This is a genomic window from Streptomyces changchenzhani (assembly GCF_039766235.1).
GTDB lineage: Bacteria > Actinomycetota > Actinomycetes > Streptomycetales > Streptomycetaceae > Streptomyces.
On sequence record NZ_JBDHNH010000001.1, the window covers coordinates 1,656,168 to 1,677,344 of the forward strand.

Genomic DNA, 21,177 nt, shown 5'->3' on the forward strand with positions numbered 1-21,177 from the left:
TGATATCGCATACTGATACGGACCCGCGCCCTCGGCGCCCCTGGGCTAGGCTGCGGAACATCATGCGTTACGGGCTGCTCCTCCTTAGCTGCCGCGGCGAGGGTCTGTAGTACAGGCCGACCCCCTCCCCGCGGAGTCTGGTGCTGCAGCGACACAGTCGGCCGTCCCACCGCTGGACACCGAGGAGCCCTACGCAATGAACAGCCCCGTCGGCCGCCCCACGCCGGTCACCAACGCCACGCACACCCAGCAGCCGTCCGGCATGCCCATCGGCAAGTACGGCCCGTACGAGGCCGTGGACATCGCCGACCGCAGCTGGCCCAATGCCCGCATCACCAAGGCGCCCCGCTGGCTGTCCACGGATCTGCGTGACGGCAATCAGGCGCTGATCGACCCCATGTCGCCGGCTCGTAAGCGCGAGATGTTCGACCTGCTGGTGCGCATGGGCTACAAGGAGATCGAGGTCGGCTTCCCGTCGTCCGGCGAGACCGATTTCAACTTCGTACGCTCCATCATCGAAGAGGGCGCGATCCCCGAGGACGTGACGATCTCCGTCCTCACCCAGGCCCGCGAAGAGCTGATCGAGCGCACCGTCGAGTCGATCCGCGGCGCCCACCGGGCCACCGTCCACCTGTACAACGCGACCGCCCCGACCTTCCGCCGGGTCGTCTTCCGCGGCTCGAAGGAGCAGGTCAAGCAGATCGCCGTGGACGGCACCCGGCTGGTCGTGGAGTACGCCGAGAAGCTGCTGGGCCCGGAGACCGTGTTCGGTTACCAGTACAGCCCGGAGATCTTCACCGACACCGAGCTGGACTTCGCGCTGGAGGTCTGTGAGGGCGTCATGGACGTCTGGCAGCCGGAGGCGGGCCGGGAGATCATCCTGAACCTGCCGGCCACCGTGGAGCGCTCCACGCCGTCCACGCACGCCGACCGCTTCGAGTGGATGTCGCGCCGTCTGTCGCGCCGCGAGTTCATCGCGCTGTCGGTCCACCCGCACAACGACCGCGGCACCGCCGTCGCCGCCGCCGAGCTGGCGCTCATGGCCGGCGCGGACCGCATCGAGGGCTGCCTGTTCGGGCAGGGCGAGCGCACCGGCAACGTCGACCTGGTCACCCTGGGCATGAACCTCTTCAGCCAGGGCATCGACCCGCAGATCGACTTCTCGCAGATCGACGACATCCGCCGCACCTCCGAGTACTGCAACCAGATGGAGATCCACCCCCGCCACCCCTACGCGGGCGACCTGGTCTACACCGCCTTCTCCGGCTCCCACCAGGACGCCATCAAGAAGGGCTTCGACGCCATGGCGGCCGACGCGGCCGCCCAGGGCAAGACGGTGGACGAGATCGAATGGGCGGTGCCCTACCTGCCCATCGACCCCAAGGACGTGGGCCGCTCCTACGAGGCGGTCATCCGGGTCAACTCGCAGTCCGGCAAGGGCGGTATCGCGTACGTCCTGAAGAACGACCACAAGCTGGACCTGCCGCGCCGCATGCAGATCGAGTTCTCCCGGATCATCCAGGCGATGACGGACGCGGACGGCGGCGAGGTCACGCCCAAGGCGATCTGGTCTGCCTTCGCGGACGAGTACCTGCCCACCTCGGAGGACGCCACGGGCAGCTGGGGACGTCTCCAGCTGCGCTCGGGCCAGGCCACCACCGACACCGACGGCGTCGACACCCTGACCGTCGAGGCGGTCGTGGACGGCACGGACACCGTGCTGACCGGCACTGGCAATGGTCCGATTTCGGCCTTCTTCGACGCGCTGGCCGCCGTCGGCGTGGACGCCAGGCTGCTCGACTATCAGGAGCACACGATGAGCGAGGGAGCGAGCGCCCAGGCCGCCTCGTACATCGAGTGCGCGATCGACGGCCAGGTGCTGTGGGGCATCGGTATCGACGCCAACACCACGCGCGCGTCGCTGAAGGCGGTCGTCTCCGCGGTGAACAGGGCGGCCCGCTGAGGGATTTGCGCCAGGGCGAATTCATCTTGTGTTCGAGCCTTGACCGGCTTGGCCGTCGCCCTCTGACCTGAGGCTTTTCCGGCCCCGCGCGCCCACGAGGGTGTGCGGGGCCCGCTCGTGCGGTGACAGGGTGCTGACGCCGCATCACTGGTGTGGCTAACATCACGTCAATGCGGCAGTGTTGCCGGAGCGTTACGGAGGTGCGACGTGCTGCCAGCCCATGGCCGAAAACTGAGCGTGTGGGGCGTTCGCACCGCTTGGACCACTGTCGGTGACGGTGAGTTCTTCTGTCCCGATTGTGGTGGCGACCGCAACTTCCGCCGCCGCACCGGCCGTCGCCGTTTCGCCGTGCTCGGCATCCCGCTGCTGCCGCGCGGCTACGCGGGACCGGTCGTCGAATGCGCCGCCTGCCAGAACCACTTCGGCACCGACACCCTCGACCACCCCACCACCGTGCGCTTCTCCGCGATGCTCCGCGACGCCGTCCACACGGTCGCCCTCGCCGTCCTGGCCGCGGGCGGCACCGAGTCCCGTACGGTCCGCAGAACGGCTGTCACGGCGGTCCGCGCCGCCGGATACGAAGACTGCACCGAGGACCAGCTCACCACCCTCATCGAGGCCCTGGCCGCCGACACCGGACGCCTCCCCGGCTCGTACGAGGGGACGTCCGAGCCCTGCGGCGCCGCGCTCGCCATCGAGCTGCACGAAGCACTCGAACCGCTCGCCCCGCACCTCGCTCCGGCCGGCCGCGAGGCCATCCTGCTCCAGGGCGCCAGAATCGCCCTGGCCGACGGCCCGTACAGCCCGTCCGAGCGCGAGGTGCTGACGATCGTCGGCGGCGCGCTGCTGATCTGCCAGGACGACACGGCCCGACTGCTCGCGGCGGCGCGCACTCCGTCCTAGCCCGTCCTAGCCCGTCCTAGTCCTGGACGGTGTCGTGCTCCCGGCTGGCCCTGACCATCGCCGCACGCTCGACGATCTTCACGCGCTCGCGGCCCTCAGGCGCCCCCAGGGCCTTCTCCGCGCTGTCCAGGCGGCCCCAGCCCTCCCAGGTCGTGTACGGGACGCCCTTGGCCTCCAGGAAGCCCACCACGGCGTCGGTGTCCGGGGTGGCGGGGGTGCCCAGGCGGCTGTTGGTGTGGTCGTCGAGCAGGTTGGCGACCGTTTCGTTGGCGTCGCCCTTGGTGTGGCCGATGAGGCCGACCGGGCCGCGCTTGATCCAGCCGGTGACGTACGTCGACTTCAGGTGCTCGCCGCCCTCAACGACCCGGCCGCCCTCGTGCGGGACGGTGCCGGTGAGGAAGTCGAACGGCAGCTTGGGCAGCTCCTCGGAGAGGTAGCCGACCGCCCGGTACACGGACTGCACGTCCCAGGTGCGCATCTCGCCGGTGCCCTTGACGTTGCCCGTGCCGTCGAGCCGGGTGCGCTCGGTGCGCAGTCCCACGACCCGGCCGTCCTTGCCGACGATCTCGGTGGGGGACTCGAAGAAGTGCAGGAACAGCTTGTGCGGGCGCTCGCCCACGTCGCGGATCGCCCAGTTCTCCAGCGTGGAGGCGACCATGTTGGCCTGCTTGTTGGCCCGGCGGGTGGCGATGGAGCCGTCGTCGTAGTCGATGTCCTCGGGGTTCACGATGACTTCGATGTTCGGGGAGTGGTCGAGCTCGCGCAGTTCCAGCGGGCTGAACTTGGCCTGCGCGGGGCCGCGCCGCCCGAAGACGTGGACCTCCAGGGCCTTGTTGGCGACCAGCCCCGCGTGGACGTTCGGCGGGATCTCGGTCGGCAGCAGCTCCTCGGCGGTCTTCGCCAGGATGCGGGCCACGTCCAGGGCGACGTTGCCGACGCCGAGCACCGCGACCTTCTCGGCCTCCAGCGGCCAGCTGCGCGGCACGTCCGGGTGGCCGTCGTACCAGGACACGAAGTCCGCGGCCCCGTGGGAGCCCGCCAGTTCGATGCCGGGGATGTCCAGCGCCCGGTCCGCGTCCGCGCCGGTGGAGAAGATCACCGCGTCGTAGAACTCGTGCAGGTCGTCGAGGCTGATGTCGGACGGGTAGTCGACATTTCCGAAGAGCCGTATCTGCGGCTTGCTGAGGACCTGGTGGAGGGCGGTGACGATGCCCTTGATGCGAGGGTGGTCGGGCGCGACGCCGTACCGGATCAGCCCGAAGGGCGCCGGCATCCGCTCGAAGAGGTCGATGGAGACACCGGGCTCGGTTGCGGCATCGGACTTCAGCAGTGCGTCGGCGGCGTAGATCCCGGCGGGGCCGGCACCGACGATCGCGACCCGCAGGGGGCGGGGCATGGGCGGTTCCCTTCGAACGATCGGGTCCCACCGGGGGCAGGTGCCGGCGGGCGAGGCACGGTGATCGGGCGCCTCGGATGCAACAGATACGGCGACAGCGCTGTCTCATCCGCAACTTTGGCAAGGCTACCCTCAGCCCGGTACCCGTCTTACGGCTATGCCCCCATAAAGATGATCTATGGGTCGGAAAGGCCGCTTCCCCCTGCGCGTCCGGCGGCTCACAGGCGTACGGGACAATGAACTTCATGAGCCTGTACCGCGACGACGGCATCGTGCTGCGGACTCAGAAGCTGGGTGAGGCGGACCGCATCATCACGCTCCTGACCCGCGGCCACGGGCGGGTGCGCGCCGTCGCCCGCGGAGTGCGGCGTACGAAGTCCAAATTCGGGGCCCGCCTCGAACCCTTCTCCCACGTCGACGTGCAGTTCTTCTCGCGCGGCAGCGAGCTCGTCGGACGCGGACTGCCGCTGTGCACCCAGGGCGAGATCATCGCTCCTTACGGCAGCGGAATCGTCACGGACTACACCCGCTACACCGCCGGCACCGCGATGCTGGAGACCGCCGAGCGGTTCACCGACCATGAGGGCGAGCCGGCCGTGCAGCAGTATCTGCTGCTGGTCGGCGCCCTGCGCACCCTCTCCCGCGGCGAGCACGCGCCCAACCTCATCCTGGACGCCTTCCTGCTGCGCTCGCTCGCCGTCAACGGCTACGCGCCCAGCTTCGTGGACTGCGCGCGATGCGGCCTCGACGGGCCGAACCGGTTCTTCTCGGTCGCGGCGGGCGGCGTCATCTGCGGCGACTGCCGGGTGCCCGGAAGCGTCGTACCCTCGGCGGAGGCCGTCGGCCTGCTCAGCGCGCTGCTCACCGGGGACTGGGTGACTGCGGACAGCTGCGAGCCGCGGCATGTCCGGGAGGGCAGCGGGCTGGTGTCGGCCTATCTGCACTGGCACTTGGAGCGCGGACTGCGCTCGCTGCGGTACGTGGAGAAGTAGGACCTGCCGGCCCGAGAGAGCCGGTCGGTCCGAGGAAGAGGAGACGAAAGCTCATGGCACGACGCGGGATTCTGGGCCGAAACCGGCGCGACTACAAGACACCGGAGCCGCACCCCTCCGGCGCGCGGCCTCCCCGGATCCAGAGTGAGCTGGTCCCCGAGCACGTGGCGATCGTGATGGACGGCAACGGCCGCTGGGCCAAGGAGCGCGGGCTGCCGCGCACCGAGGGCCACAAGGTCGGCGAGGGCGTCGTCATGGACGTGCTCAAGGGCTGCATCGAGATGGGCGTCAAGAACCTCTCGCTGTACGCGTTCTCCACCGAGAACTGGAAGCGCTCGCCCGACGAGGTGCGCTTCCTGATGAACTTCAACCGCGATGTCATCCGCCGCCGCCGCGACGAGATGGACGAGCTCGGCATCCGCATCCGCTGGACTGGCCGCATGCCCAAGCTGTGGAAGTCCGTCGTCGAGGAGCTCCAGGTCGCCCAGGAGCAGACCAAGGACAACGACGCGATGACGCTGTACTTCTGCGTCAACTACGGCGGGCGCGCGGAGATCGCGGACGCGGCGGCGGCCATGGCGGTGGATGTGAAGGCGGGCAAGCTCGACCCGTCGAAGGTCAATGAGAAGACCCTCGCGAAGTACCTCTACTACCCGGACATGCCGGACGTCGACCTGTTTGTCCGCCCGAGCGGCGAGCAGCGCACGTCCAACTACCTGATCTGGCAGAGCGCGTACGCCGAGATGGTCTTCCAGGACGTCCTGTGGCCGGACTTCGACCGCCGCAACCTGTGGGACGCCTGCCACGAATTCGCCTCCCGCGACCGCAGGTTCGGCGGCGCGCTGCCCAACGCCGGTTCGGCGGACAGCAACGGCTCCGCGGGCAAGGATGGCTCGGGCAACGACGAAGCCTCCGCCTGACGGGCGGAGGCTCGTGGTGAGGGGTGGGGGAGACCCCGCCCCTCGGCCGGGACCCGACAGGGACTCTCAGGACTCCCGGGTGCCGGAAGGGGCCGCCGCGCACTCCGCGCAGGTCCCGAAGATCTCCACCGTGTGGGCGACGCTCACATAGCCGTGCTGGGCGGCGATCTGCTCCGCCCACGACTCGACGGCAGGTCCCTCGACCTCGACCGCCTTGCCGCACATCCGGCACACCAGGTGGTGATGGTGGTCGCCGGTCGAGCAGCGCCGGTACACCGCCTCGCCCTCGCTGGTGCGCAGCACATCCACCTCGCCCGCGTCGGCGAGGGACTGCAGGGTGCGGTAGACCGTCGTCAGCCCCACCGAGTCACCCCGGTGCTTGAGCATGTCGTGAAGATCCTGCGCGCTGCGAAACTCGTCCACCTCGTCGAGCGCGGCCGCTACGGCGGCCCGCTGCCGGGTGGACCGGCCACGCACCGGGGATGGGGTTCCCGCAGTCGTCACAGGTGCCTCCTCTGGTCGCCCGTACGTATGTCGGGCCATTCTGTCAGGTCGCCCCGGGCTCCCGGTCAGACCAGGGTGCCGTCCGCGGGCCGACGCGCGGCGGGCAGGCCCGTCGGCCGCGCGTCCACCGCCTCGACACCGCACTCGGCTGTGTCCTGCGGGCGCGTCGCCCGCAGGACCCGTGCCCGTCGTCTCGCGAGTGGTGTGGCCAGCGCGGTCAGTGCGACGAAGACACCGATGGCCAGCAGCACGATGGTCGCGCCGGGCGGCACGTCGTACTCGTACGAGGTCACCGTCCCGGCCAGTGTCACGGCCGTACCGATGGCCACCGCCAGCACGAACGTCACCAGGAAGCTCCGCGAGATCTGCTGCGCCGCTGCCACCGGCACCACCATCAGCGCGCTGACCAGCAACAGCCCGACGACGCGCATCGCGACGGTGACGGTGACCGCCGCCGTCACGGCGATCAGCAGGTTGAGCACCCGCACCGGCAGCCCGGTGACCCGGGCGAACTCCTCGTCCTGGCTGACCGCGAAGAGATGGCGCCGCAGCCCGAGCGTGACCAGCATCACAAAGGCGGCCAGCGCGCAGATCGCGATGACGTCCGCGTCCGAGACCGTCGCGAGCGAGCCGAAGAGGTACGAGGAAAGATTGGCGTTGGAGCCGGTCGGCGCCAGATTGATCAGCAGCACACCGCCCGCCATGCCGCCGTAGAAGAGCATGGCCAGCGCCAGGTCGCCGCGCAGGCGCCCGTACCAGCGGATCAGTTCCATCGCGACGGCGCCGACGATCGACACGAGCGTGGCCATCCACACCGGGTTGCTGTTCAGCAGGAAGCCCAGGCCGACGCCGGTCATCGCGACATGGCCGATGCCGTCGCCCATCAGTGCCTGGCGGCGCTGCACCAGGTAGATGCCGACGGCGGGGGCCGTGATGCCGACCAGGACGGCGGCGAGCAGCGCCCGCTGCATGAAGGCTGTTTCGAAGATCTCCATGATCTGGTCAGCAGTCCCGTCCGGACGGGCTCGGAAGCCGCATGGGGGTGTACGTGGTCGTGGCCCGGCAGCGCGTGCTGGCCCAGGGCCTTGGGGGGCGGTCCGTCGTGGGTGACGCAGCCGTCGCGCAGCACCACCGCGCGGTCGATCAGCGGCTCCAGCGGGCCGAGTTCATGCAGGACGAGCAGCACGGTCGTCCCGGCGGCGACCTGGTCCCGCAGCGTTTCGGCGAGGATTTCCTGGCTGGCCAGGTCCACGCCCGCCATCGGCTCGTCCATGATCAGCAGATCCGGCTCGGATGCGAGAGCCCGCGCGATGAGGACGCGCTGGTGCTGGCCGCCGGAGAGGGCGTTCACGGAGTCCTTGGCCCGGTCGGCGAGCCCGACGAGCTCGATGGCGCGGCGCACGGCGGCGCGGTCGGCCTTCGAGGGCCAGCGCAGCTTCGTACGGGAGAGGCGGCCCGACGAGACCACCTCGTGGACCGTCGCGGGGACGCCGCTCGCCGCGGTGGTGCGCTGCGGTACGTAACCGATGCGCGCCCACGCGCGGAAGCGCCGCAGCGGCGTACCGAACAGGTCGATGCTGCCGCCGGTGAGCGGCACCAGGCCGATGGCCGCACGCACGGCCGTCGACTTGCCCGAGCCGTTGGCGCCGAGCAGCGCGACGACCTCACCGCGGTGCACGGTGAGGTCGATCCCGCGCAGCACCGGGCGCGAACCGAGCGTGGCCGACGCCGCGGAGAGGGAAATGACGGGCTCGGGCTTGGTGGCCTTCATGGCGCGCGCCTCCGATGCTGACGGGTCCGATGCTGCGGGGATTGCGGGGGTCACTTCGCGCCGAGGGCCTTCTGCAGCGCGGCGAGGTTGGACTCCATGACCGCGAGGTAGTCAGCGCCCTTCGACCGGTCCGTAATTCCCTCCAGCGGGTCCAGGACGTCGGTCTTCAGACCGGTGTCGCCGGCCAGGGTCTTGGCGGTCTTGTCGCTGACGAGGGTCTCGAAGAAGACCGTGGAGACCTTCTCCTGCTTGGCGATCTTCTGGAGGTCCTTCATGCGGGCGGGGCTGGGCTCGGAGTCGGGGTCGAGGCCGCTGATGCCCTCCTGCTCCAGGCCGTAGCGCTCGGCGAGGTAGCCGAAGGCGGAGTGCGTGGTGATGAACGTCTTGGTCGTGGTGTTCTTCAAGCCGTTCTCGAACTTCGTGTTCAAGCCGTCGAGCTTGCCGGTCAGGGTCTTGGTGTTCTTCTTGTACGCCGCCGCGTTGTCCGGGTCGGCCTTCTCCAGGGCCTTGCCGACGCCCTTGGCGACCTCGGCGTACTTCACCGGGTCCAGCCAGATGTGGGGGTCGCCCGCGGCCTCGCCGTGGTCGTGCCCCTCTTCTTCCTCGGCGTGCTCGTCGTGGCCGACCTCGGTGCCGTGCTCTTCGAGGTGGGTGAGGGCGGCGGCGTCGGTGGTGTTCTTCACGCCGGACTGCTCGACGGCCTCGTCGACGGCGGGCTGCAGGCCCTTGAGGTAGACGATGAAGTCCGCCTCGCCGAGCCGCGCGGCCTGCTTCGGGCTGAGCTCCAGGTCGTGCGGTTCCACGCCGGGCTTGGTCAGGGTCGATACGGCGACGTGCTCGCCGCCTATCTGCTCGGCCAGGAACTGCATGGGGTAGAACGACGCCACCACGTCGAGCTTGCCGTTGCTGTTCTTGTCGGCGGCGTTGGAGGAGGAGCAGGCGCTGAGGGTCATCAGACCGAGCGCGAGCGCTCCGGCGGCAGCGGTGGTGGGTATCAGGCGTCGTCTTACGTTCATGACACTCATTTTCAACAAAAGTGGAAACGATTGTCAACAATGCGAGGTGTGATCCCGCTCCCGGTGCCACTGCCGGTGCCACTTCCGACCCTCCGGCGGACCCCCGCCGGGTCCCCGCCCGCCCTCTGCCGAGTCTCTGTCAGGTACCGATTTGATCCGGGGGGTACGGCCGCCGGTAATCTGAAGCATTCGCCGTTCGTCGTCGTCGTAATGAAGAGAGCACCGTGGCCGCCGACAAGATCGACACCATCGTCAGCCTGAGCAAGCGCCGTGGCTTCGTCTACCCCTGCAGTGAGATCTACGGCGGCTCCAAGGCCGCCTGGGACTACGGACCGCTGGGTGTCGAACTGAAGGAAAACATCAAGCGTCAGTGGTGGCGCTCCATGGTCATCGCACGCGAGGACGTGGTCGGTCTCGACTCCTCGGTGATCCTGGCCCCCGAGGTGTGGGAGGCGTCCGGTCACCTCGCGACGTTCTCCGACCCGCTGACCGAGTGCACCGCCTGTCATAAGCGGCACCGCGCGGATCACTTGACCGAGGCGTACGAGGCCAAGCACAACGGCCGCGCCCCGGAAAACGGCCTGGCCGACATCAACTGCCCGAACTGCGGCACCAAGGGCCAGTTCACCGAGCCCAAGCAGTTCTCCGGCATGCTGGAGACGCACCTCGGCCCGACGCAGGACACCGGCTCGCGGGCGTTCCTGCGGCCCGAGACCGCGCAGGGTATTTTTACCAACTTCGCCCAGGTGCAGCAGACTTCGCGCAAGAAGCCGCCGTTCGGCATCGCGCAGATGGGCAAGTCCTTCCGGAACGAGATCACTCCGGGCAACTTCATCTTCCGCACGCGTGAGTTCGAGCAGATGGAGATGGAGTTCTTCGTCAAGCCGGGCGAGGACGAGCAGTGGCAGGAATACTGGATGGAGCAGCGCTGGAGCTGGTACCGCGAGCTCGGTCTCCGCGAGGAGAACATGCGGTGGTTCGAGCACCCTGCGGACAAGTTGTCCCACTACTCGAAGCGCACCGCCGACATCGAGTACCGCTTCAACTTCGGCGGCAATGAGTTCTCCGAGCTCGAAGGCGTGGCCAACCGCACCGACTTCGACCTCAAGGCGCACTCCAAGGCCTCCGGCCAGGACCTGTCGTTCTTCGACCAGGAGGCCGGCGAGCGCTGGACTCCGTACGTCATCGAGCCGGCGGCCGGCGTCAACCGCGCCATGCTTGCCTTCATGCTCGACGCGTACATCGAGGACGAGGCGCCCAACGCCAAGGGCGTCATGGAGAAGCGCACCGTGATGCGCCTCGACCCGCGCCTGGCGCCGGTCAAGGTCGCGGTGCTACCGCTGTCGCGCAACCCGGACCTGTCGCCGAAGGCCAAGGGCCTGGCGACCGATCTGCGCAAGAACTGGAACATCGAGTTCGACGATGCCGGCGCCATCGGCCGCCGCTACCGTCGCCAGGACGAGATCGGTACGCCGTTCTGCGTCACCGTCGACTTCGACACCCTCGACGACAACGCGGTGACGGTGCGCGACCGCGACACCATGAAGCAGGAGCGCGTCTCGCTGGACCAGATCCAGTCCTACCTCGGCGGCCGTCTCCTCGGCTGCTGATGCCGTAGGCGTCACGGGCACCGACTGGGCCCCCGGTTCCGATTTTCGGACCGGGGGCTTCGTGCACACTGAGCGCACGCGATCCGGAGGCGTTCCAGGGAGGCACGATGCCGTCGACCACCGCCAGCAAAGTGAGCAGATGGGATCAGCACGGCCGTGAGCACGTGGTCCGCGTCCAGCGGGCCGGAATGCAGCGGATGCTCACCTGCGACACGTGCGGCTGGCGCAAAGGGGCGCAGTTCCTGCCCTGGCTCAAGGCCGAGGAGCACCTCACCGAGGCCCATCAGGCGACGGTCGACCCGGGGGGCGCCGGGAGCTGAGCGGGCGGGCTCGGGGAGCTGGGCCCACGGGTCACGCGACCCGGGCCGACGGGTCCGGGACCCGAGTGCGCCGGGTGCCGGAGGGAAAAATGGATGTCGGGCCCCGTACGGCCCGGTAAACTTGCGTGCATGTTCTTCCAGATCTACGAGTGAGAGCGCGGCGGACTCCACCTCCGCCCCCCACCAGACGATTCCGCAGATCACTTCTCATTCTCAACATTTCCGGGAGAACCCGTGGCAAAGAGCCGCAACAACCTGCTCGGCGTAGGCGGACAGCGCAAGAGGATGTCCCGCTCCGAAGTCGCTGACAACGGCCCCACGCGCAACGCCGACCGCCGGGGCGCCGCAAGCCAGAAGGACGAGCTGGTGCGCAAGATGCGCGAGCGCGCCGCCGCCACCCAGGAGGAGAACAGCGAGGCGACGGCGCAGGACGAGCCGGCGCCGGGCAAGAAGGCCGAGAAGGCCGAGAAGGCTGACAAGCCCAAGAAGGCCTGACGCCTGCCCCGCTTCACATCAGGACCCGGTGGGCCCGGATCACCTCAGGTGGTCCGGGCCCACACTTTTGTCCGTACGCGCCGGTTCGTCACGCGCCGGTTCGTCCGCCCGTGCGGGGGCCCGGTTCACGACCGGCTCCCCGAGCCGTTCCGCCGTGCGCCCGGCCGACTCCCGGGCCCATCGGCCGCTGGTCAGTGCCCCGACCAGGAGTACGCAGAGCCCGCAGCCGGCGATGATCCACCAGGCGGGCCTGCTCGCCGCCACGAAGCCGTCCTCGTACCGGCTGCCGTGCACCCCCGCAGCCAGCACCGCGCCGATCACGGCGACGCCCAGCGTCTGGCCGATCTGCCGGCTGGTGGAGGCGACGGCCGCCGCGACGCCCGCCTGGGCCTGTGGCATTCCGGAGACGGCGGTATTGGTGATCGGCGCGTTCACCATGCCGAAGCCCAGGCCGAAGAGGACGTACCCGGTGAACAGCAGCGGAGTGGACGTCTCCGCCTCGAACGCCGCGAACAGCACCCCGCTGGCCGCCATCGCGACGCCCGCCACCAGCAACGGGAGCCGTGGCCCGCGAGTGCCCACCAGCCGCCCCGAGAGCGGCGCGCAGACGAAGGTCAGCGCCGCCATGGGGAGCATGTACAGGCCGGCGTGGAGGGCGGAGAGTCCCCGTACGTCCTGGAGGTAGAGGGTGTTCAGGAACAGGAAGCCGCCGAGCGCAGCGAACGCGCACACCGCGATCACCGTCGCCCCGCTGAACGGCGCGCTGTGGAAGAACCGCAGGTCGATCAGCGGCTCGGGCCGCCTGGGCTCGTACACCAGCAGCCCCACGAGCGAGGCCGCGGCCAGGGCCGCGAAGGACAGGATCAGCGGCGAAGTCCAGCCGGCCGAGGGCGCCTCGATGATCGCGTACGTCAGCGAGCCGAGCAGCGTCATGATCAGCAGCTGGCCGACCGGGTCGGGCCGGCGCGGCTTCGGGGCGCGCGACTCGGGCACGTACCGCAGGGTCAGCAGCAGCGCGGCGATGCCCACCGGCAGATTGACCCAGAAGATGGACCGCCAGCCCACGGTGTCCACCAGGAGCCCGCCGATCAGCGGCCCCGCGGCCATCGAGATTCCGACGACCCCGCCCCACACCCCGATGGCGCGGGCGCGCTCACGCGGGTCGGTGAAGGTGTTGGTGATGATCGACATCGCGACGGGGTTGAGCATGGACCCGCCGACGGCCTGCACCATCCGGAAGGCGACGAGCGCTTCGAGGTTCGGCGCGAGCGAGCACAGCAGCGAGCCCAGAGTGAAGACGACAAGACCGGCCACGAAGACCTTGCGGCGCCCGATCCGGTCGGCGGTGGAGCCCGCAAGCATCAGCAGGGAGGCGAGGACGAGGGTGTACGCGTCGATCGTCCACTGCATCCCGGCGACGCTCGCGTCGAGCTCCTCGCGCATGGAGGGCAGGGCGACATTGAGGATCGTGTTGTCGAGGCTGACGATCAGCAGACTCATGCAGCAGATCGCCAGCACGAGCAGCCGCCGCCGGGGACTGGGCTCGGGCATGATTTCGACGCTACCTCCGGTGCGGGACAATGGATGCTCCATCCTGTCCTTCACGTACGAGGTACCTCCCTGATGACGCAGTTGCAGATCGGTCCGCACGTGGTGCAGCCGCCCGTGGTGCTCGCTCCCATGGCGGGCATCACCAATGCGCCGTTCCGGACCCTGTGCAGGGAGTTCTCCGGCGGCAAGGGCCTGTTCGTCAGCGAGATGATCACGACGCGGGCGCTGGTCGAGCGCAACGAGAAGACCATGCAGCTGATCCGCTTCGACGACACCGAGCGCCCGCGCTCGATGCAGCTGTACGGCGTGGACCCGGTCACCGTCGGCAAGGCCGTCCGCATGATCGTGGACGAGGACCTGGCCGACCACATCGACCTGAACTTCGGCTGCCCGGTGCCCAAGGTGACCCGCAAGGGCGGCGGCTCCGCGCTCCCCTTCAAACGGCCGCTGCTGCGGGCGATCCTGAACGAGGCCGTGTCGAACGCGGGCGCGCTGCCCGTGACCATGAAGATGCGCAAGGGCATCAACGACGAGCACCTCACCTACCTCGACGCCGGGCGCATCGCGGTCGAGGAGGGCGTGACGGCCGTCGCCCTGCACGGCAGGACCGCGGCCCAGCACTACGGCGGCACGGCCGACTGGGACGCCATCGCGCGGCTCAAGGAGCACGTGCCCGAGATCCCGGTCCTGGGCAACGGCGACATCTGGTCGGCCGACGACGCCCTGCGGATGATGCGCGAGACGGGCTGTGACGGCGTCGTCGTGGGCCGTGGGTGCCTGGGGCGGCCGTGGCTGTTCGGGGACCTGGTGGCCGGGTTCGAGGGCACGGACGGGTACGCCACTCCGCCGCTGCGCGAGGTCGCCACGGTCATGCGGCGGCACGCGGAGCTGCTGGGGGAGTGGATCGGGGACGAGACGCGTGGGGTCATTGACTTCCGTAAGCACGTCGCCTGGTACCTCAAGGGCTTCTCGGTGGGCTCGGAGATGCGCAGGAAGCTCGCGATCTCCTCATCCCTGGCCGAAATGGACGCTCACCTGAGCGAGCTGGATCTCGACCAGGCATGGCCCGAGGGCGCCGACGGGCCGCGCGGGCGTACGTCGGGCAATGGCCGGGTGGTCCTGCCGGACGGCTGGCTGAAGGATCCGTACGACTGCTCGGGCCTGAGCGCGGACGCGGAGCTGGACACTTCCGGAGGCTGAGAGCCCGGAGGGGACAAAACGTCCACGCGGGGGTCTGGATGGTGAGATCCGAGCCCGGATCGGGACGTGATTCTCGCCACGCCTGATAGGGGTGTCGCTCAGATGAGCGATTGGTGCGGGGGTCCACCTCTCAAAAGGTGGCACTGGGTGCCACCCTGTTTTCCTTCGTTTTCCGTACGCAACAGTGACTCCGGGTTGATGTGAGCGGCCATTTCGCTGCTTTCGGTCATTACATCTACAACTCTTGAACGCATGTCGGGGGTGGGCTCCGGAGTGCGATCACTTTCGATCTACTGGCGGACGAGTGGTTAAGACCGTATGACGGTCAAGTGGACGTACCCAGACACCTTCGATCTGGGTATGTTCCTCGCCGTCAGGGCAGCCACCGCGTCCTCGAGGAGTCGAGACCCGTGTCGGAAAATAAAGATCTCCCGAAGTTCGTCTACGACTTCACCGAGGGCAACAAGAACCTCAAAGACCTGCTCGGCGGCAAGGGTGCGAACCTCGCCGAGATGACCAACCTCGGGCTGCCCGTCCCTCCGGGCTTCACCATCACCACCGAGGCGTGCAAGGTCTACCTCGCCAGCGGCGAGGCGCCGGAGGCACTGCGGGCCGAAGTCAGCGCGTACCTCGAAGCCCTTGAGCAGAAGATGGGCAAGAAGCTCGGCCAGGCCGACGACCCGCTGCTCGTCTCCGTCCGCTCGGGCGCCAAGTTCTCCATGCCCGGCATGATGGACACCGTCCTGAACATCGGGCTCTCCGACAAGTCCGTCACCGGGCTCGCCAAGCAGGTCGGCGGCGACGAGCGCTTTGCGTGGGACTCCTACCGCCGCCTCATCCAGATGTTCGGCAAGACCGTGCTCGGCGTTGATGGCGACCTCTTCGAGGAAGCGCTGGAGGAGGCCAAGCAGGCCAAGAAGGTCGTGTTCGACACCGACCTCGAAGCGGCCGACCTCAAGAAGCTCGTCAAGCGCTTCAAGAAGATCGTCTCCGACCGGGCCGGACGCGACTTCCCGCAGGACCCGCGCGAGCAGATGGACCTCGCCATAAACGCGGTATTCGACTCGTGGAACACCGACCGCGCCAAGCTCTACCGCCGCCAGGAGCGCATCCCCGGCGACCTCGGCACGGCCGTCAACATCTGCTCGATGGTCTTCGGCAACCTCGGCCCCGACTCCGGCACCGGCGTCGCCTTCACCCGGGACCCGGCCAGCGGCCACCAGGGCGTCTACGGCGACTACCTGCAGAACGCGCAGGGCGAGGACGTCGTCGCCGGAATCCGCAACACGGTGCCGCTCGCCGACCTCGAAGGCATCGACAAGACGTCGTACGACCAGCTCATGCAGATCATGGAGACGCTGGAGACCCACTACAAGGATCTCTGCGACATCGAGTTCACCATCGAGCGCGGCCAGCTGTGGATGCTCCAGACCCGCGTCGGCAAGCGCACCGCCGGCGCCGCGTTCCGCATCGCCACGCAGCTCGTCGACCAGGGCCTGATCGATGAGGCCGAGGCGCTCCAGCGCGTCAACGGGGCGCAGCTCGCGCAGTTGATGTTCCCGCGCTTCGACGACGAGGCGAAAACCGAGAAGCTCGGCCGTGGCATCGCGGCGTCGCCGGGCGCGGCCGTGGGCAAGGCCGTCTTCGACTCGTACACCGCGGTCAAGTGGTCGCGCTCCGGCGAGAAGGTCATCCTCATCCGCCGTGAGACCAACCCCGACGACCTCAACGGCATGATCGCCGCCGAGGGCATCCTGACCTCCCGCGGCGGCAAGACCTCGCACGCCGCCGTCGTCGCCCGCGGCATGGGCAAGACCTGTGTCTGCGGCGCCGAGGAGCTCGAAGTCGACACCAAGCGCCGCCGGATGACTGCGCCTGGCGGCATTGTCATCGAAGAGGGCGATGTCGTATCGATCGACGGCTCCACCGGCAAGGTGTACCTCGGCGAGGTACCCGTCGTACCGTCCCCGGTCGTCGAGTACTTCGAGGGCCGCATGCACGCCGGCGCCGACGACGCCAATGAACTGGTCGCCGCCGTGCACCGGATCATGGCGTACGCCGACCGGGTGCGCCGGCTGCGGGTGCGCGCCAACGCCGACAACGCCGAGGACGCCCTGCGGGCGCGGCGCTTCGGGGCGCAGGGCATCGGCCTGTGCCGCACCGAGCACATGTTCCTCGGTGAGCGCCGCGAGATGGTCGAGAAGCTGATCCTCGCGGACACCGACGACGAGCGTGAGGCGGCGCTCGCCACGCTGCTGCCGCTCCAGAAGGCCGACTTCATCGAGCTGTTCGAGGCGATGGACGGCCTGCCCGTGACCGTGCGGCTCCTTGACCCGCCGCTGCACGAGTTCCTGCCGGACATCACCGAGCTGTCGGTGCGTGTCGCCCTCGCGGAGTCCCGCAAGGACGCCAACGAGAACGACCTGCGCCTCCTGCAGGCCGTGCACAAGCTGCACGAGCAGAACCCGATGCTCGGCCTGCGCGGTGTACGCCTCGGTCTGGTCATCCCCGGCCTGTTCGCGATGCAGGTACGCGCCATCGCCGAGGCCGTCGCGCAGCGCAAGAACGCCAAGGGCGACCCGCGCGCCGAGATCATGATTCCGCTCGTCGGCACCGTCCAGGAGCTGGAGATCGTCCGCGACGAGGCCGTCCTGGTCATCGCCGAGGTCGAGGCCGCCACCGGCACCAAGCTGAAGCTGACCATCGGCACGATGATCGAGCTGCCGCGCGCCGCGCTGACGGCGGGCCAGATCGCCGAGGCCGCCGAGTTCTTCTCCTTCGGTACGAACGACCTCACCCAGACCGTCTGGGGCTTCTCCCGCGACGACGTCGAGGCGAGCTTCTTCACGGCGTACCTGGAGAAGGGCATCTTCGGGGTCTCCCCGTTCGAGACCATCGACCGCGACGGTGTGGGCGCGCTCGTCCGCTCCGCCTGCGAGGCGGGCCGTGCCACGCGCCCCGACCTCAAGCTCGGCGTGTGCGGTGAGCACGGCGGCGACCCGGAGTCGGTGCACTTCTTCCACGAGGTGGGCCTGGACTACGTGTCCTGCTCGCCGTTCCGGATTCCGGTGGCCCGCCTGGAGGCCGGCCGCGCGGCGGCGCAGGCCTCGGCCAGCGACTCGCGCTAGCCGCGACGCCGGCCGGGCGAACCGGCCGGGTCCACCGGCCGGGCCGGGCCTGATCGGCCCGGCACCACCTACCACCGGAGCCGCCTTCGGCTCACTCCGACCCTCATGAGCCGTCGGCGGGCTCCGGCGCAGTGAAAAGAGCGGCGGCACCTTGTGCGGAGGTGCCGCCGCTCTAATGTGCTTTCCAGGCGCATGTGCCGCTCTCCGGGCGCACACGCCGCCGAGGAGGCCCCCGTGAACGCAGACGGCACCAACGCCCGACCCGTCGTGGTACCCGCGCTCCAGGAGTGGACCGGCGGCTCGGGAACGTATCGGCTCAGTGAGGACTCGCGCGTCGTGGCCGCCACCCGCGACGCCACCCGACTGCTGCCCCTCGCGCGGCAGTTGACCCAGGAGATCGCCGACCTCACCGGCATCCGCATCGCATCACCGCGCGCCACCGCCAGGCCCGCCAGGGGCAGCGAGATCCTGCTGCGCATCGATCCCGGTGCGAGCCACCCGGGCGGCGGCGACCGTTACGCCAAGGAGGGATACACCCTCGCGGTCACCGCACACGCGGTGACCGTCACCGCCCCCGCCTACAGCGGCGCGTACTACGCCACCCGCTCCCTCCTGCAGATCCTGCTCCGGGACCGGGCCCGCGCCCGCCTTCCGGTCGGCACCGCCCGGGACTGGCCCGACTACCGGCTGCGCGGCTTCATGCTGGATGTCGGACGGCGCTACTTCACCCCCGGGTTCATCCGCGACTATCTGCGGATCATGGGCTGGTTCAAGCTCAACGATCTCCAACTGCACCTCAACGACAACGAGATCAGGCCGCCGGGCGGCGACTGGTCCAAGGCGTACGACGCCTTCAGGCTGCGCGGCGACGGCCCCCGGTGGGTCGGACTCACCGCCACCGACGGCTCGTACGGCCGCGCCGACTGGGACTCCTTCGAGGACGTCGCCGCGGCGCACGCCGTCCAGCTCACCCCCGAGATCGACGCCCCCGCGCACGCCCGCTCCTTCGTGCGCTTCCGCCCGGACATCGGCCTCGGCGGCCCCAACACCGATCAGCTCGACCTCGGCAACCCGGACACGCTGCCCTTCCTGAAGGAGGTCTTCGACGCGTTCACCCCGTGGTTCCGCAGCCCCGAAGTGCACTACGGGGCCGACGAGTACACCGGCCCTGAGCCGCACTACCGGGCCTACTTCAACGGCATGGCGACCCATCTGCGCACCCTCGGCAAGCACCCGCGGGCCTGGGGCAGCCTCACCGACATCGCGGGCGGCGCGGCGGGCTACGACCGTGATGTGACCATCCACAGCTGGAGCAACGGCTGGTACGGGCCGCGGGCCGCCAAGGCCGACGGCTACGAGATCGTCAACACCAACGACCAACTGCTCTACATCGTGCCGTCCGCCACCTACTACCACCCGGGCGGGCTCGACGGTCGCTATCTGTACGACAGTTGGGCCCCGCATGTCTTCCCCGGCGCCCAGAGCCTGACGCCCTTCGACCCACAGCTGCGCGGTGCGATGTCCGCCGTGTGGAATGACCTGGTGCGGGTGAAGTACACCGAGCTGGACGTGCACCGGCTGGTGGAGAAGACCTTCGGCGTTCTCGGCCAGAAGATGTGGAGCGGGGCCGCCGCGGGCGTCACCTACGGCGAGTTCACCTTGCACCGGCGGCGCGTCGGCCTCGGCCCCGGGCTGAAGGCCGTCGCCCCGGCCGTCGCCGAACCCGACCAGATCTCCTTCGGCGTCCCCGCCACCGCATCCTCCACGGCCTCGGGGACCGCATCGGCCGCCACCGACGGCAACCCGGCGACCCGCTGGTCCGGCGCCCGCGAGCGCGGGCCGTGGCTGGCCGTCGACCTCGGGCAGGTGCGGGTCGTCGCGCGGGTACGGCTGGACTGGGGCCGCGAATACGGGCGTTCGTACGACATCGAGGTGTCGGACGACGCGGCGGCCTGGCGGACCGTGGCCACCCGGCGAGGCTGTTCGGGGCCGGGGGTGGACGAGCTGGAGTTCACCCCGGTGACCGGGCGATACGTCCGGGTCCGCGGACGCGAGGCGGGCCGGACCCGGTACACGCTCTGGTCCTTCGACATCTACGACGCCCCCGACCTGGCGCGCGGCGGGCCGACCACCGCCTCGTCGTCGGAGACGGCGGCCCTGGTCCCGCAGTACGCCACCGACGGCGACCCGGTCACCCGCTGGGCCTCCAAGTACACCGACCAGCAGTGGATCGCGGTGGACCTCGGGGCCACACGGACGGTGCGGCGCGTCCTGCTCCACTGGGAGGCCGCCGCCGGACGCGACTACGACGTCCAGGTCTCCGAGGACGGCACGCACTGGCGGAGCGTCGTCGAGCGGCGCGGCCGACGGACCGCCGGGCAGGACGCGGCGGACATCGAGCCGGTGGCGGCGCGGTTCGTGCGGATGCTGGGCCTCGCACGGCAGACGCGGTACGGATATTCCCTGTGGCGTTTCGAAGTCCGCGGCTGAACCGTGTACTGCCCAACCACCGAATCCGTCCGGCCGGGCGAACGCTGGTCTAACGGCGTGAACCACCGGAGTGAAACTCGAAGCAACAAAAGGAAACAACGGCAGTGCAATTCCGCCATTTTCCCCGCCGTTCTCCGGTGGAACGGGGCAGGATGTGGTCGGCGGACACCCATCCGCCGACCACATCCTGATACCCCTGCCGGCCACGGAGCCGCACCTTCGCCGACCGCCGCCAAGCCCAGCAAAGCCCCCCACGGCCTTCACTGTGCTTTTTTCGGTCGCTCCGGTTACGTGCCCGGCTCGGTACAGCATTTCGTTCGGCACAGGGATGCCGCGATACGTTTCATCTGTGGCTGAAAGACCGTGGTGACGGCCTGTGATGGCATGCATACTCAGTTGCGGGGGGCGATTGCGGATGCAACAGGTGGGGGTTCGGTGCTACGTGTCCATTTCTCCGATGCGGACTTGTCGAGGGTGCGGCTGGCCGCTCGGCCCGACGCGTTGTGGGAAACGATTCTCAGCTTTCACCGAATAAGGGACCGGCGCGGCGCGCAGGTCTTCGGAGAATGGCGCAAGGAATCCCGTACACGGTTGAAAGGTGAAACACGACTGCTCGCCGCCGTGGTACCCAACCGGGGCTATTTCCCGGATTTCCTGACCCCCCGTGAAGGCCTGAACGGCATGGAGACGGGTCTCGAAGCGATACGGGCCACCGCACCCGAGCGGCTGCGTGGTGAACTCGCCCTGCTCGCCACGGACCGCACGGCCCCACCCGACCGGCTCGCGCCGCTCGCCGAGGGCCGCAGCAGCGCCGTGGGCCGGCTCAACGGCGCTCTGCGCGGCTACCACCGGGCGGCCGTCGAGCCGTACTGGCCGCACATCCAGGCCCATGTCGAGGCGGACCGGGCGGCCCGCGGC

Annotated in this window: 15 protein-coding genes and 1 pseudogene; 10 read left to right on the top strand and 6 right to left on the bottom strand. The window is 69.2% G+C overall.

Features of this window, described 5'->3' with window-relative positions; translation table 11 throughout:
* The first annotated feature begins 196 nt into the window (after positions 1-196).
* Both leuA and ABCR94_RS07800 read left to right on the top strand, forming a co-directional pair.
* Complete coding sequence (gene leuA / locus ABCR94_RS07795; RefSeq protein WP_347118326.1) at positions 197-1,963, top strand: 2-isopropylmalate synthase; 1,767 nt, start codon at positions 197-199, stop codon at positions 1,961-1,963.
* 207 nt (positions 1,964-2,170) lie between these two features.
* Positions 2,171-2,866 carry a TerB family tellurite resistance protein gene (locus tag ABCR94_RS07800; protein WP_347118327.1) on the top strand — a complete coding sequence of 232 codons (696 nt, stop codon included), beginning with the start codon at positions 2,171-2,173 and terminating at the stop codon, positions 2,864-2,866.
* Positions 2,867-2,882: 16 nt separating this feature from the next.
* Here ABCR94_RS07800 and ABCR94_RS07805 read toward each other — a convergent pair whose 3' ends face one another.
* Positions 2,883-4,262: an FAD-dependent oxidoreductase gene (locus tag ABCR94_RS07805; protein WP_347118329.1), complete on the bottom strand. Its 1,380-nt coding sequence runs from the start codon at positions 4,260-4,262 to the stop codon at positions 2,883-2,885.
* A gap of 245 nt (positions 4,263-4,507) precedes the next feature.
* Between ABCR94_RS07805 and recO the strand changes: the two genes are divergently transcribed.
* On the top strand, positions 4,508-5,254 hold the full coding sequence (gene recO, locus ABCR94_RS07810) for a DNA repair protein RecO (protein WP_347118330.1): 747 nt from the start codon (positions 4,508-4,510) through the stop codon (positions 5,252-5,254).
* Positions 5,255-5,307: 53 nt separating this feature from the next.
* A complete protein-coding gene (locus tag ABCR94_RS07815) occupies positions 5,308-6,174 on the top strand; it encodes an isoprenyl transferase (RefSeq protein ID WP_347118331.1) in 867 nt (288 codons plus the stop codon).
* Positions 6,175-6,240: 66 nt separating this feature from the next.
* On the opposite strand, the gene ABCR94_RS07820 is transcribed toward ABCR94_RS07815, so the two are convergent.
* From ABCR94_RS07820 to ABCR94_RS07835, 4 genes and pseudogenes are all read right to left on the bottom strand, one after another.
* Complete coding sequence (locus ABCR94_RS07820) at positions 6,241-6,717, bottom strand: Fur family transcriptional regulator (protein WP_347118332.1); 477 nt, start codon at positions 6,715-6,717, stop codon at positions 6,241-6,243.
* Between the two features lie 26 nt (positions 6,718-6,743).
* Positions 6,744-7,673 carry a metal ABC transporter permease gene (locus ABCR94_RS07825; protein WP_347118333.1) on the bottom strand — a complete coding sequence of 310 codons (930 nt, stop codon included), beginning with the start codon at positions 7,671-7,673 and terminating at the stop codon, positions 6,744-6,746.
* 5 nt (positions 7,674-7,678) lie between these two features.
* A pseudogene (locus ABCR94_RS07830) lies at positions 7,679-8,449 on the bottom strand (metal ABC transporter ATP-binding protein); the annotation flags it as partial.
* A 50-nt stretch (positions 8,450-8,499) separates the two neighbouring features.
* The gene (locus tag ABCR94_RS07835) at positions 8,500-9,465 is read right to left on the bottom strand and encodes a metal ABC transporter substrate-binding protein (protein WP_347118499.1); all 966 of its coding nucleotides are present in this window, start codon (positions 9,463-9,465) and stop codon (positions 8,500-8,502) included.
* 224 nt (positions 9,466-9,689) lie between these two features.
* On the opposite strand from ABCR94_RS07835, the gene ABCR94_RS07840 reads away from it, so the two are divergent.
* From ABCR94_RS07840 to ABCR94_RS07850, 3 genes are all read left to right on the top strand, one after another.
* A complete protein-coding gene (locus ABCR94_RS07840) occupies positions 9,690-11,075 on the top strand; it encodes a glycine--tRNA ligase (protein WP_347118334.1) in 1,386 nt (461 codons plus the stop codon).
* A 107-nt stretch (positions 11,076-11,182) separates the two neighbouring features.
* Positions 11,183-11,395 carry a hypothetical protein gene (locus tag ABCR94_RS07845; protein ID WP_347118335.1) on the top strand — a complete coding sequence of 71 codons (213 nt, stop codon included), beginning with the start codon at positions 11,183-11,185 and terminating at the stop codon, positions 11,393-11,395.
* A 234-nt stretch (positions 11,396-11,629) separates the two neighbouring features.
* Positions 11,630-11,890, top strand: coding sequence for a DUF6243 family protein (locus tag ABCR94_RS07850; protein ID WP_347118336.1), 261 nt, complete (start codon positions 11,630-11,632; stop codon positions 11,888-11,890).
* Positions 11,891-11,929: 39 nt separating this feature from the next.
* Here ABCR94_RS07850 and ABCR94_RS07855 read toward each other — a convergent pair whose 3' ends face one another.
* Positions 11,930-13,441, bottom strand: a complete 1,512-nt coding sequence (locus ABCR94_RS07855; RefSeq protein ID WP_347118337.1) for an MFS transporter — start codon at positions 13,439-13,441, stop codon at positions 11,930-11,932.
* A 72-nt stretch (positions 13,442-13,513) separates the two neighbouring features.
* Between ABCR94_RS07855 and dusB the strand changes: the two genes are divergently transcribed.
* The 3 genes from dusB (at position 13,514) to ABCR94_RS07870 (ending at position 20,259) form a co-directional block, all read left to right on the top strand.
* Positions 13,514-14,641 (top strand): tRNA dihydrouridine synthase DusB, encoded by a 1,128-nt coding sequence (dusB, locus tag ABCR94_RS07860; protein WP_347118338.1) that lies wholly within the window; start codon positions 13,514-13,516, stop codon positions 14,639-14,641.
* 410 nt (positions 14,642-15,051) lie between these two features.
* Positions 15,052-17,769 (top strand): pyruvate, phosphate dikinase, encoded by a 2,718-nt coding sequence (gene ppdK, locus ABCR94_RS07865; RefSeq protein WP_347118340.1) that lies wholly within the window; start codon positions 15,052-15,054, stop codon positions 17,767-17,769.
* Positions 17,770-18,003: 234 nt separating this feature from the next.
* Entirely contained in the window at positions 18,004-20,259 is a 2,256-nt protein-coding gene (locus ABCR94_RS07870; protein WP_347118341.1) for a glycoside hydrolase family 20 protein, read from the top strand.
* The last annotated feature ends 918 nt before the right edge of the window (positions 20,260-21,177 follow it).